A 12,091-nucleotide genomic window follows, 5' to 3' on the forward strand; every position below is an offset into this window, starting at 1 on the left:
ATTGTGGCGTCTGACTTGTCTGTCTTATGGACAAGCCCTAATGAACTTGCGTACTGTTTTGCTTTACCAGGATTTACATGTAATAAAATAAATCCTTGCTCATATAGGAAATACATCAGCGGCTCGCTATAAACACCTGTGGGCTCTGTTGTAATAACAATATCTTGTGCTTCTAAATTTGTATTCTTTATCAACCAGGCAACTAACTCTTGATAGCCCTGCGGGTTATTTTTAAAAATCTTCGTTTTCTTTTTACTTTTGACTACATCGCGTAGCCAGGAAATATCTAACTTTTCTTTACCCACATCAATGCCAATAAAAGCTTTCATCTCTATCTACTCCCCTTGTACATGCAGCGTCACCCTTAGTTGGGGCGCTAGGATACCATTCAGTTTAATGGAGGTTAGGAAGTCAGGGCTCAATCTACGTCACAGCATTTTCACACTCTGGTTGGGTACGAGCTCACTGTCTTCCCGATGTGACAAGTGCTAGCTAAACACTCATCAAGAAGAGATACAAGGTTGGGTAGAGCGTAGCGAAACCCAACGAGCCTCCAATTCCACACCGTTTTATAACAACGCTCTATAATATTTAAATACACAGGCCGTATAAGCGAAGCGCCATCCGACAACCCTGTACTTTATAGCCTGAACTTTATAACCTAAGATTACATCTACCCTAAAGCTCATATCTTCTTCGTTAATTGTGCTAATTAGTTTACTATGCGCGACTTAAAAATATTCTACTACTTACCACTAGGCTTATATGTCCGCAAATGCACTCTACACCGACCTTTCTGATTACTACGACTTAATGTGCGCAGATATAGATTATCAAGCCCAAAGCAATTCTATTCACAGGCTGCACCAAATTTTTGGTAATGGCGCAAACACCCATCTCGATTTAGCGTGTGGCACCGGCCCGCATGTACGCCACTTTATTGATTACGGCTATAAAAGTAGTGGGCTTGATTTAAACCAGCCAATGCTCGATAAAGCAAAAGTTCGTTGCCCAGAAGCGCAATTTTCGTTGCAAAACATGAGTGAGTTTAAAGTAACCGAGCCCTTGGATTTAATTACCTGCTTTTTGTATTCAATCCACTACTGCGACGGTATTAATAAGTTAAAAGAATGCCTTGCCAGCGTACACAGTGCGTTAAACGTAGGTGGGATATTTTGCTTTAACACGGTTGATAAAAACAAAATCGACAGCGATTCATTTGTAGAGCACACAGCAACAAGCGAAAATAGCTTCTTCACATTTCGCTCTGGTTGGCACTACAGTGGCAGCGGCAGTAAACAGTTATTAAAACTCAATATAGAAAAAACCACCGCAGACAAAACACTCGTATGGCACGACGAGCACCCAATGGTTGCTTTTAGTTATACCGAGCTTAAAGAAGCCTTAAAACCGTACTTCGAAATCCACATATTTGAACATGACTACGACAAAATAACCCCATGGGCACAGCGCTCAGGCAACGCCATTTTTGTCTGCGTAAAAATTTAAGACAAACACGTATGTTGGGTAGAGCGTAGCGAAACCCAACGAATCTCCAATATCCACGCCCCCAATAACCCCGCATTATATATTTGAAAACGTAGGTCGGATAAGCGAAACGCCATCCGACACAGTAACTTATTTAAGTTTCGGCGAATATAAATAGCTAATTTATATAACTTTTTATGTTTTTATTTACATTAAAATCATAATGTTAAGTCAATATTAACAATAAAAAAGCGGGTATCTTAATTGAACAAGCCAAGCTGCTACTTAAGCTAATTTTTGAACCAAAAGTCCACGTTTTATCGTTATTCGCGAAGGGAGTTAGGATGGGTGTCAGCGTTATTATTACCCAACAATCATGAATTATATTTGTCGGATAAAAAAGGTTTTATCCGACATTGGTGATACTTCTCAAAACAGCCGAGCTATAATTTGGTTTGTAAAGTTGTTCTATGTCCTGAGAGCCTAAGCGGCTTGTTGTAATCGTAAGCTTTCGTAATAATCTTCAGCGATTGCAGTTAATTTAAACTCAGCCTCTATCCCTGCAATTTTCTCTACAGCTTCACGTATTGATTCAAGGTCAACCTCAAAGAACTCTTTCCTCAAATTTACGGAGTTAACACGTTGTGAATTAAACTCTCTATGTAAAGCCGCTTCAAGTGCAGGGGCATCTTCAACATAAATCATTGCATGTACATCGAATGGGAAAGGAACGCTAGCATCACCAAGTTCTTTTACTCGATCCATTGGTTCTAAGCGTCGAGTTAAACCTATTTTATATACATCTTCACCGAATGAACCAATATTGCTAATTATATATACGTGGCCTTTGCGAGTTTGCTCTGCCATACTTTTTGCTCTTGCTTCTTTGGATTCGGCTTCTGAAAGTTGCTGTTCTAAAATAAAGATTCTATCTTCCATAATTTTTCGTTCGCTTTCAGAAGCGCCAGAAAGTTCTTCTCTAGCTTTATCAAGCATCTTTCTATACATTTGTTCTTCTTTCTCGGCTTCAGCAATTGCTTTCTCATACTCCTTAATTGCTCGCTGTTCTTCCCTCATTTGCTCTTTTATAAGTTTTTGCTCTAGTATTTCTTCTTGTTTTTTCAGAGCGTATTGATATTGTAAATTACACTCTTCGAACTTTAATTCGATATAATCTATATCAAAGCCACATTCATATGTACTTGCTAATTTTTCAATTGAATTTGCAAGCTTCTCAATACGCTCCAATGTCCTTGCATAATTACTAGGGCTAAGTTTACCAATTAAAAAATCACATTCGATATTAAAAGCAGCTAGCATTAGCTTGACTTGTCCTTCCAATATTTTTTTATTGAAGGCCTTATCTTTAGAGATTACGGTAGATGCTGGGTAAGTAATAGCAACTTTATCTCTAATCATATCTTTTTGTTGCAGCCTAATGTCTTTAATTTCTTCGGCAAACCGAGCTGAAGTTTCATAAAGATATTTTGGAGTCTCGAAGTGGCCGTAAGCAATGTATTCTTCGTTACGAGTATAAAGGTCTAATTTACTCATTAACTCAGCTATATTATCTTTATTATTTGACAGTTTTGAATGCGTGTCTTCGACTTGTATTTTTAATGAAGACAACTTTTCAGTGTATTTTTCTAAGTCATTTTTTAAGTTTGTTTCATTCCTTTTTAGTTCTTGAAGAGCTTCAGTATCTTTATTTAACTGAGAAAGTAATGCAGTACTTTCTTGTAACTGGCTTTTAAGCTCTTCGTACTCTTTATTGGTTATTATTAATGCTTCGTTTAATGATTTGAATGTTGATAATTTTTTATTTGCCTGATTATTTGCAATGAAATAAGCGACAATGATACCAATAATAGACGCTACTGAAATGATTATTGTGTAGTTATCCATAATATTATTTTAACTCCTTTTGTATATATTTTTTTCTTAGTTCAGATCGTTCTTTACATCTCTCTAGGTACTCTTGCTGAGCATCAGACATCGAGGTTTTAAAAGCTTTTTTCTCTTCTAAAACGCTTAAACGTTCAGTTTTTTTTGCCTCACGTTGTTTATGTTTATTTACACGTTGCTGCTCTCGGAGAGCCCTTTCTTTCTCCCTTGATAATGTTTTTCTTTTTCGCTCAGACTCCCTTGCTGCATTTTTATTGGCTCTATCAATAGCCTTTACTATTTTAATTGCAGTCCTTAAACCACCGCCTCTTCTTGCCACAAATACATCCTCGTTGTTTAATAGCATAAAATACAGATTATATGTCTTAAAGTGTGTGGTCAAACATGTACTTAAGATAAGGTTTATTTATGTTTCGCTTTTCATTTATGTCATTAAATACTCACAAGGAAGAACACTTGCATATCCAAATTGCAGAACACATTAAATTAGCTCCTTTATTGGAAAGCGATGCTGCGGACATTTTAAAGACTGTTAATTTAAGTCGGGCAAGTTTAGGTAAGTTTTTGCCTTGGGTAGAAGGGGTAAACAATATTGAATCAGCTAAAAAGTACATACTCGACAGAGTCAACAGCGGTCTAAATGGTTCGCGGTGGTTTAAAATTTATTATAAAGATAATCTGAGTGGTATTTTTGCAGTTAAGTCTATTTGTCCTGAGTTGAATGTAGCGGAGCTTGGTTACTGGTTAAGTAGTGATGCACAAGGAAATGGTATTATCAGTCAAGTAATTACGAGAGTGCCAATCATACTCAAAAATACAAGCGCTAAAGTAATTGAGTTTAGATGCTTAGAACAAAATGTAGCTAGTATTAAAATTGCTTTAAAATCAGGTGCAAGTTTAGTTGGTACTATTCCAAACTTTGTATCGGTTGGCAATACACGACAACAACTTAATATATATCAAGTGGCTTTATAAATAACCCTGAATACCAGACTCTCCAGTAATAACTCCGTCTATTTAATGACTCTTCTCATCAATCTCTTTCCCGCAATTATAACAGTTGTTAGTTGGGAGCTTATAACTAGAAATAGAGCGCATTACTTGGTTTTTCTTACAGGCAGGGCAGGCGTAATTAATTACAGAGATTATAAGCGCAATGGCAAAAACGAAACTACCAATATAAAACGGGTTTGAGTAAAATTGCATACTTGGTTCTGAAAAGTTAAAACCAATAATACAGATGATTAATGCAGTTAAATAAAGTTTAAATTTTAGGCTTTTATTCAAGGTTTAAATATCCAATTGGCAAGGTGCTAATAATAAGTGCTTTGGCAGTTTTAACAAATTATTTACTCTATTGCTATTTAAGTTTTATATAGCGCAAATGTATAGGCATAAAAAAAGCGTTGCCCTTGAGCAACGCTTTTCTGTATTTTTCTAGCAGCGAGTAACTTACTCTGCCGCTAACTTACTCAGCCACAAACTTATTCTGCTGCTAAATAATCCAAAACCACTTGATGGTGATCTTTAGTTTTAAACTTATCAAATAGGTGTTTAATTTTACCGTTTTGACCTACTAAAAATGTCAGGCGGTGAATACCATCGTACTCTTTACCCATAAACTTTTTGTAGCCCCATACACCAAATGCTTCTGCAATGGCGTGGTCTTCATCGGCTAATAAATCAAAGTTAAGCTCTTTTTTAGTTTCAAAGTTTTTAAGGCGCTTAATTGGATCTGGGCTAATACCTACAACGCGGGTGTTAAATTTAGCAAGCTGTGCTTGCTCATCGCGTAGGTTTTCGGCTTGTACAGTACAACCCGGCGTTGACGCTTTAGGGTAAAAGTACACAAGCACTTGTTGCTCTTTTAACAGCTCACTTAATGTTACTGTTTCGTCGTTTTGGTTTTGTAGGCTAAAAGCGGGTGCAGTATCGCCAGCTTGTAATGGACTAATTGTGTTCATGTTTAGCATCCTTAACGAATTCGTTTAAAAATATAATCTACGTTTAGTGTGTGAGAAAGGCTCTCAAAACTAATTTTAAATTGATCTATATCTACATCAACAGGTATGTTGAATTCAAGTTCACAACGCATTTTAATGTTGTCTTCTTGGGAATAAGTGTCTGACTTAAGTGAGCAAATACTAATATTATTGTCGGCAAAAAAGCGCGTTACTTTGCTCAATGTGCCTGGGGTGTCTATGCCAGTGTATTCTAGTGTGTAACCTGCACAAAACTCGCTAGGAGTATGACTTGCTGTACGCTTCATCATGGTTAGCAGGCCAAGTTCCATGGCTTTAGTTGGTAGTACGTGCTCTATGCGGCTTATTGCCGACATGTCGCCGCTAAGTAGCATTATGAAGGTAAATTCGCAGCCTAAAATAGCAATACGGCTGTCAATAATGTTGCAGTGGCAATCGCTAACCAGTTGGGTTAGTTCACTTACAATACCGGGTCTGTCTTCGCCAATCGCTGTTAAAACAATTTGATGATTTGAAAATGCAGTCATGAGTTCAAATACCTTGTTACTTGGATTATATCAACCGAGTTGGCAACACCAAAAATACACACGAGAAGTTGCACGGCGGCGAAGTTTAACACAAAAAGGGCTCTAAACTACAGCACACGCTAATTAAGCGCTTTTAAAGTGCGGTGTTTCTTGTTTTTACTGGCACGGGAAAGTACCATAGCTAAAATTTGCTTATTTGCGCTTAGTTTTATTGCTAAGTTGAAGTGCTGAACTTTATTGCATTTAGGCAGCCAAATAATAAATGTAAAGTTAATATTGATTTTACACTGAACCAAATCGGCATTACCCACTCATATATTTGTTAAAACAATTAAAGGGTATGCTAAGGAGAAATATCTGTGCAGTATTGGATCCCAAAAGCACTTGCAGTAAGTGTATTGGTAAGTTTATCAGGGTGTAGTGTATTTATTAATAAGGCACATGACGAACGTAACTATCGTACGCATGAGCCTGTAAAAGCACCAACGTCGTTATCTCAACCAGCTCAAGACCCAGTTTATAAAATGGATGTAGGTCAATACGACAACAATCCTGAAGCTACAAATTACCGCCCACCGGCACAAGTATTAACAATTGCTAAAGGCAGTTGGGTAGAAGAGACAGATAAACAAGCGCGTATTTATTTTGATAAAAACGATGGCATTGCTGATTTAGATGAATTTCTTTGGGACACGATTCAATCAGTCCTCGCTGATAACAATGCAGGAACCACTAAAGAAGACAAGCTACTAGGTACTATTGAAACTGATTGGTACTCAATCATTAAAACCGAAGAAGGTTTTTGGTGGTGGGGCGATGAAGTTAACGATGACTTAGAAAAATTTAGATTCACTATTGAAGAAAAGTCACATCAGCGTACTGCGTCTTTACGTGTAGAGCTGATTGATTTTAAAGGCGACCATACGCTAACTGATTTGTTAAAACAGCAGTTAGAAGTACGCGCGCTTAACCAAGTAGTGAGCGAGTTTGATTACCGTTACCGTCAACTTGAAGTTGATATGCGTAAACGCCAAGGTATTATTTCTCTTGAAATGGGCTTTGATAACAAAGGTAATGCAGCTCTTGTAACTGAGCAATCTTACGAAGCTGTGTTTGACCGTTTCTCTGGATTTTTAGAGCGCTTGTCGTTCACTATTGTTGAAATTAACCCAGATACAGGCTTAATTACTGCTGATTATACTAAACCTGAAACAAGTGTTTGGGATTCAATTTGGGGTGATGACGTAGCTCAACTACCTATTGATGAAGGCCAATACCAAATTTTAGTAAGTAAAACTAAAGAAGGCGGTACTAGCTTAACGTGGATGGATGACAAAGGCGAAACGCTTGAGCCAGGTACTATGAATGGTTTACAACAAGCATTAGAAGCAGCACTCATTCAGCGCGGCATTAAAATTTAAATAATAATAAGTTTTACCACAAAAAGAGCGCTATGCTCTTTTTGTGGTTTTTATAGGTTAATAAATATGTCTCAGCTACCTCATCGTTCACACTACACGTGGCGCACTTGGTTTACTTTTTTGGTTCCTTCGTTAATTGGTGTGTTTTTATTTATGACACCCATTAGTACCTCGCAAGGGATGACCATTCCTATTGCCGTTATGGCAAAAGCGGTTCAAGCAATGATGCTTGGTTCTGCTCAAGCAATTATTACTCTCATTATTTGTATTACAGGGGTTATTTCTGTAATTACTAAAGTGTTTAAACCCGCCGCTATATGTAACTCACCTTTGTTAAAGCATTTATTTGATGTGAGCTGGACGTGGCTGGTGGTGCGCTTATTTGGTATGGCGTTTGGTTTAATGACGTACTTAAGTCTAGGCAGCGAGATGATTACCTCGGCCAATACTGGCGCGCTGGTATTAAATGACTTACTGCCAGTGTTGTTTTCGGTATTTATTTTAGCGGGCTTATTACTGCCGCTACTAATTAACTTTGGTCTACTAGAGCTTGCTGGTACGTTAATGACTAAAGTAATGCGCCCTGTATTTGGTGTACCGGGTAGAAGTGCGGTTGACTGTACTGCATCGTGGTTAGGTGATGGTAGTGTGGGTATTTTGATGACTGCAAGGCAGTACGATCAAAAGCACTATACACAACGCGAAGCGGCTATTATTGGTACTACGTTTTCAGCGGTTTCAATTACGTTTAGTTTAGTGGTGCTTGGGCAAGTTAAACTTGAATACTTATTTGCACCGTTTTACGCAACGGTATGTTTAGCCGGTATTGTTGCCGCTATTATTGTGCCGCGATTACCGCCACTGCGCTTTAAAAAAGACTTACTGATTGATGGTACTGAGCCAGATAGAGACGCTGAAACAATTCCGGGTCATAAAACTTTATTTGGTCATTCGTTAGATGTTGCATTAGCTAAAGCAGATAATTCAACGGGTGTTAAAGGGACTATAAAAGAGGGCTTACATAACGCGCTTGATATGGTGTTTGGTGTATTGCCTGTGGTTATGGCGGTAGGTACATTTGCACTGATCATTGCTGAGCATACGCCTATATTTCAGTATTTAGGTATGCCGTTTGTGCCATTTTTAGAGTTATTACAAGTACCCGAAGCGGCAGCAGCGTCGCAAACTATTATGGTTGGTTTTGCTGATATGTTTATTCCGTCAATATTAGCAGCAGGTACAATTGAAAGTGATGTAACGCGCTTTATTATTGCCGCAATGAGTGTAACTCAGCTTATTTATATGTCTGAGGTGGGCGCACTTTTACTTGGCAGTAAAATACCGGTAAATATTTTAGAGTTATTTATTATATTTATTTTGCGAACGCTAATTACTTTACCTGTTATTGCGCTAATGGCGCATTGGTTAGTAGGCTAAATTAACGAAAATATAATTAAGCGAATTGGTATTATTAAAAAAGCCCTGATTAATCAGGGCTTTTTTGTGTCTGTTGTATTTTTAATATTGGCGTTGGGCTTTTTAAACTCCGTTTTTGCAGAGAGTCTAATTAGCGCAATATTACCAATAATAATGGCAAAAACAACGGCGACAATAATTACAATATGCCAAGTTTGCATCGCAGTATCACTTAATATTTAGTACGTTTAAGTGTGACCGTTTTACGCTATAACAGCAATTAAATTACTCAAAACATAATCAATAATTTTAAACGCAATCAATAACTTTAAACACAATCAATAACCTTAAAAACGTCTAGCTACCGAAAGCGTTAAAAAGTTAAGTCCTGGGTTTGGCTCTTTAAAGCCTGCGTTTGAATAGTGAATAACTCTAAGGGCAACATTAGTATGACCAAAGTCGGCAACAAGGCCTATGCGGTCTTCAAACTGGTAGTGAGTACTTATGTTTTTACCGGCGAACTGCGTTTCATCAATCAGTGATACACCAATCCCTGCCTCTACATAAAATGGGGTGTTGTTAAAACTAAAAGCAGGAAATTGCAGCACAGGTGACATAGCAAGTACTAGGTTTGATTGTGTTTCATCGCCGTGGCGGTATTCCCACATATTTACGCTGGTTTCAAAGTAAAAGCGTGCATCACCAATTATATTTTGCATGCTAGGCGCATGATACTGATACGCAAGCTTAACGCCGTTTACGTTACCTTCGCCTTTGAGAAAATCAACGGCATAACCGTGGTTCGATTGAGCAAAAGCAAATTTGCCAAAAAGTGAAACTACTAATACAAAAGAGATAATAAGTGTTTTAAGTGACGTTTTCATAGGTGCCAAATTTTTGTCTGATTCAAGTGATAACTAAATGATAAGGGCGACCTATTAACAATTACAATGAGGACAAAATGCCGGTTGTATATGAGCTGTTAATGGAGGTTTCTAACTGCTTGAATTTATTTTAGTTATTTTATTGGTGCGATTTGGGCATTAATAAGTTGCTTATTTGTGCCTTTTTTATTGCGTATAGTTCGCGTAAATTACAGCCATCTTAATCACACAGACATATACAATTATGAAACTCTTTAAACTATTCGTTTTAGCCACTGCTTTTTTTAGTAGTTCGTTATTTGCACAAACTCAGCAATCGCCAGATCAGTTACTTGAATCAGTAGCCGATAAGCTATTTGCAGACATTGGCCAAGTAAATTCAAAAGGCACAGCAAGTAAAGAAGCGATGGCTGCCATTGTTGAAAAACGTTTAATGCCACATATTGATGTTAAGTTTGTGTCGTTTAAATTATTAGGTAAACACATTAAAGGCATTGAGCGCGAACAGGCAGTTCAATTTATTGATGCAGTAGAGCATTACTTAACAGGCACATACGCCGGTGCACTAATGAAGTACACAGGTCAAAAAGTAGTATTTGAGCGTAATAACGCAAAAAGTGACTCTGAGTACGCAACAGTTAATACACAAATTATTGAGCCAAATGCGCCTACAATCGACTTAAGTTTTAAGCTTCGTTTAGGTAAAAATGATGAGTGGAAAGTATACGATATTGTTGCCGAAGGTATTTCACTATTAAGTGCTAAGCAAAAAGAGATTATTCAACGTATTTCTGAAGTGGGTTTAGATCAAGTTATTAGCGAGTTAAAAAGTAAATAGACTATTTGTCTGGCTCTGATTAAGCCCAACTCCAACCTCAAAAACGGCCAATTACTTATGTACTTGGCCGTTTTTATATTTGTAAGTAAAGGATTGTTGTTATTGCGTAATTTTGCGCTAGCAGCAAAACAAAGGTGTGCTAGAATATCGACACTTTGATTAAGCGTGGTGTCAGCTAAAAACTGATATAACTTACCACCCCCAAGCCACACTGGAGTTGTGTTGTTTTAATGGAAAATGTACTGATTTGGCCAAAGGAATACCCATTACTTATTAAAGGACTGGTAGAACAAAACGGTGCCTTTATTTTAGATGCTTTGGAAGCTTGGCCTGCTTGTCGTTCTACAAATGAAGACGATGGTGTATGCACCACCGTGTTACCGCCTATTTATTATTTGGCATGGCTAACCCCGCTAGAACCATTTGAAGAATGTTACTTTCAACATATCTCTGAATATGACGAAGACGCACAAGCGTATATTAGTGCGGTTAAAAGCCATTACTACGATAATGAATACACCCCTGAAAGCTTAGTGCTTATGCTATGCCAGCGCCTTGAAAAATACGCAAGTGTGGCTGCACAAAATACCATAGATACGCCACTGTCTTTAGTCGATTTGTTTTTTAGTAAACGCTATTTCACGTTAATTGAGCATGCGCTAAATAATAAAAGTAAACTTTCGGCAAAAGATACATTAGCCCTTTGGAAAGAAGTTGATTTTAGAGAGCGCTTAAGTGCGTTTATTCCAGAGTCTATTGCTGATTTAGATACTCTTTCTGAACTTGCCAGCGAAAAAGTAGCAGCGGGTAAAGACTATTTTACGTTGCTTACACAGGTTTCTCCTGATGTTGACTCTGTTGTACTGCTAGAAAAAGCATTATTAACGCACCTGCGTAAAAAAACAGCCAAGCAAACAATGGCAATGCGTTTTATTGAGCAAGGCGCTACAGGTGTTCTTGCTGATGAAAACAATAAAACAGCTTTTATGTGGGCCGCCGAAAAAGGCTTTGTAAATGTGGTTGAAACGCTACTTGCAAAGCAAGACAAAAAAGCGGTTGATAATTTAGGTAACACAGCACTTCATTACGCTGTATTTGCTAAAAATGAATCGTTAATGGTGCTGCTTATTAAAGCGGGCTATAACTTTAGAGCGCGCAATAAAGAAGGTTTAAGTTGTTACCGTTTGGCGGTTAGTATTAAAGCTAATAACTTGGTTAAATGTTTAGAGCGTGACTTTGGTATTAAAGAGCTTTCGCCAGAAGGGCAGTTTGATCGCATTAAAAAAGTACATGTGCTGCACGCTATTGTCACTATATTGCTGCCTTTGCAGTTGTTCTTCTTTTTTGATGAAACACTCTCTATTAAAAGTGAGCTGACGCTGAGTTTAACTATGGCGGCAGTGATTTGTTTTTTCTTTGCGACCACTTTAAAACGCTGTGCGTTATATCCACATATTAAACACCCTTGGGGTTTATTTGTGCTTAGAGGCTTTTCGTTTATTAGCTTAATTGCTCAAATAGGGTTGGCGAGTATTGTGGTGCTAGCTGCCTTAAGTGATTTAGTTTAGTCACTTTTAAACAGCTAATAAAAAACGCGCTTAAAGCAATTTAAGCGCGTTTTTTGTATTTA

13 protein-coding genes are annotated in these 12,091 nt (G+C 37.7%); 6 read left to right on the plus strand and 7 right to left on the minus strand.

Going from position 1 to position 12,091, the window contains the following annotated elements:
- Positions 1-329, minus strand: a 329-nt coding sequence (locus tag AAEY62_RS18270) for an IS110 family transposase (protein ID WP_350635721.1), incomplete at its 3' end; no start/stop codon positions are given.
- Between the two features lie 436 nt (positions 330-765).
- On the opposite strand from AAEY62_RS18270, the gene AAEY62_RS18275 reads away from it, so the two are divergent.
- On the plus strand, positions 766-1,509 hold the full coding sequence (locus tag AAEY62_RS18275) for a class I SAM-dependent DNA methyltransferase (RefSeq protein WP_350635723.1): 744 nt from the start codon (positions 766-768) through the stop codon (positions 1,507-1,509).
- A 462-nt stretch (positions 1,510-1,971) separates the two neighbouring features.
- Here AAEY62_RS18275 and AAEY62_RS18280 read toward each other — a convergent pair whose 3' ends face one another.
- Both AAEY62_RS18280 and AAEY62_RS18285 read right to left on the minus strand, forming a co-directional pair.
- Positions 1,972-3,393, minus strand: coding sequence for an SNIPE associated domain-containing protein (locus AAEY62_RS18280; RefSeq protein ID WP_121954336.1), 1,422 nt, complete (start codon positions 3,391-3,393; stop codon positions 1,972-1,974).
- 4 nt (positions 3,394-3,397) lie between these two features.
- The gene (locus tag AAEY62_RS18285) at positions 3,398-3,712 is read right to left on the minus strand and encodes a hypothetical protein (RefSeq protein WP_121954335.1); all 315 of its coding nucleotides are present in this window, start codon (positions 3,710-3,712) and stop codon (positions 3,398-3,400) included.
- Positions 3,713-3,819: 107 nt separating this feature from the next.
- On the opposite strand from AAEY62_RS18285, the gene AAEY62_RS18290 reads away from it, so the two are divergent.
- Positions 3,820-4,368 carry a GNAT family N-acetyltransferase gene (locus AAEY62_RS18290; RefSeq protein ID WP_350635726.1) on the plus strand — a complete coding sequence of 183 codons (549 nt, stop codon included), beginning with the start codon at positions 3,820-3,822 and terminating at the stop codon, positions 4,366-4,368.
- A 509-nt stretch (positions 4,369-4,877) separates the two neighbouring features.
- Here the strand turns inward: AAEY62_RS18290 and bcp are convergent.
- Complete coding sequence (bcp, locus tag AAEY62_RS18295) at positions 4,878-5,357, minus strand: thioredoxin-dependent thiol peroxidase (protein WP_350635728.1); 480 nt, start codon at positions 5,355-5,357, stop codon at positions 4,878-4,880.
- 11 nt (positions 5,358-5,368) lie between these two features.
- On the minus strand, positions 5,369-5,902 hold the full coding sequence (locus AAEY62_RS18300; protein ID WP_007583906.1) for a glycine cleavage system transcriptional repressor: 534 nt from the start codon (positions 5,900-5,902) through the stop codon (positions 5,369-5,371).
- A 359-nt stretch (positions 5,903-6,261) separates the two neighbouring features.
- Here AAEY62_RS18300 and bamC point away from each other — a divergent pair, with 359 nt between their 5' ends.
- Complete coding sequence (bamC, locus tag AAEY62_RS18305; RefSeq protein ID WP_024591010.1) at positions 6,262-7,323, plus strand: NlpB/DapX family lipoprotein; 1,062 nt, start codon at positions 6,262-6,264, stop codon at positions 7,321-7,323.
- A 66-nt stretch (positions 7,324-7,389) separates the two neighbouring features.
- The gene (locus AAEY62_RS18310) at positions 7,390-8,760 is read left to right on the plus strand and encodes a YjiH family protein (RefSeq protein ID WP_007583911.1); all 1,371 of its coding nucleotides are present in this window, start codon (positions 7,390-7,392) and stop codon (positions 8,758-8,760) included.
- 53 nt (positions 8,761-8,813) lie between these two features.
- Here the strand turns inward: AAEY62_RS18310 and AAEY62_RS18315 are convergent, their stop codons facing one another.
- A complete protein-coding gene (locus AAEY62_RS18315) occupies positions 8,814-8,960 on the minus strand; it encodes a DUF2897 family protein (RefSeq protein ID WP_121954333.1) in 147 nt (48 codons plus the stop codon).
- Between the two features lie 126 nt (positions 8,961-9,086).
- On the minus strand, positions 9,087-9,623 hold the full coding sequence (locus tag AAEY62_RS18320; RefSeq protein ID WP_165728195.1) for an acyloxyacyl hydrolase: 537 nt from the start codon (positions 9,621-9,623) through the stop codon (positions 9,087-9,089).
- Between the two features lie 244 nt (positions 9,624-9,867).
- Here AAEY62_RS18320 and AAEY62_RS18325 point away from each other — a divergent pair, with 244 nt between their 5' ends.
- Positions 9,868-10,461, plus strand: coding sequence for an MlaC/ttg2D family ABC transporter substrate-binding protein (locus AAEY62_RS18325; RefSeq protein WP_007583914.1), 594 nt, complete (start codon positions 9,868-9,870; stop codon positions 10,459-10,461).
- 230 nt (positions 10,462-10,691) lie between these two features.
- Positions 10,692-12,029: an ankyrin repeat domain-containing protein gene (locus AAEY62_RS18330; protein ID WP_010555074.1), complete on the plus strand. Its 1,338-nt coding sequence runs from the start codon at positions 10,692-10,694 to the stop codon at positions 12,027-12,029.
- Positions 12,030-12,091 lie beyond the last annotated feature (62 nt).

Origin of the sequence: Pseudoalteromonas sp. GW168-MNA-CIBAN-0100 (assembly GCF_040309225.1) — a bacterium.
Taxonomy (GTDB): Bacteria; Pseudomonadota; Gammaproteobacteria; order Enterobacterales; family Alteromonadaceae; genus Pseudoalteromonas; species Pseudoalteromonas arctica.

What these genes read in the sequence shown, in the direction of transcription:
- AAEY62_RS18275 (WP_350635723.1), top strand. Translation starts at nt 766, where the DNA reads ATGTCCGCAAATGCACTCTACACCGACCTTTCTGATTACTACGACTTA.
- AAEY62_RS18280 (WP_121954336.1), bottom strand. Translation starts at nt 3,393, where the DNA reads ATGGATAACTACACAATAATCATTTCAGTAGCGTCTATTATTGGTATC.
- AAEY62_RS18290 (WP_350635726.1), top strand. Translation starts at nt 3,820, where the DNA reads ATGTCATTAAATACTCACAAGGAAGAACACTTGCATATCCAAATTGCA.
- bcp (WP_350635728.1), bottom strand. Translation starts at nt 5,357, where the DNA reads ATGAACACAATTAGTCCATTACAAGCTGGCGATACTGCACCCGCTTTT.
- AAEY62_RS18300 (WP_007583906.1), bottom strand. Translation starts at nt 5,902, where the DNA reads ATGACTGCATTTTCAAATCATCAAATTGTTTTAACAGCGATTGGCGAA.
- AAEY62_RS18310 (WP_007583911.1), top strand. Translation starts at nt 7,390, where the DNA reads ATGTCTCAGCTACCTCATCGTTCACACTACACGTGGCGCACTTGGTTT.
- AAEY62_RS18315 (WP_121954333.1), bottom strand. Translation starts at nt 8,960, where the DNA reads ATGCAAACTTGGCATATTGTAATTATTGTCGCCGTTGTTTTTGCCATT.
- AAEY62_RS18320 (WP_165728195.1), bottom strand. Translation starts at nt 9,623, where the DNA reads ATGAAAACGTCACTTAAAACACTTATTATCTCTTTTGTATTAGTAGTT.
- AAEY62_RS18325 (WP_007583914.1), top strand. Translation starts at nt 9,868, where the DNA reads ATGAAACTCTTTAAACTATTCGTTTTAGCCACTGCTTTTTTTAGTAGT.
- AAEY62_RS18330 (WP_010555074.1), top strand. Translation starts at nt 10,692, where the DNA reads ATGGAAAATGTACTGATTTGGCCAAAGGAATACCCATTACTTATTAAA.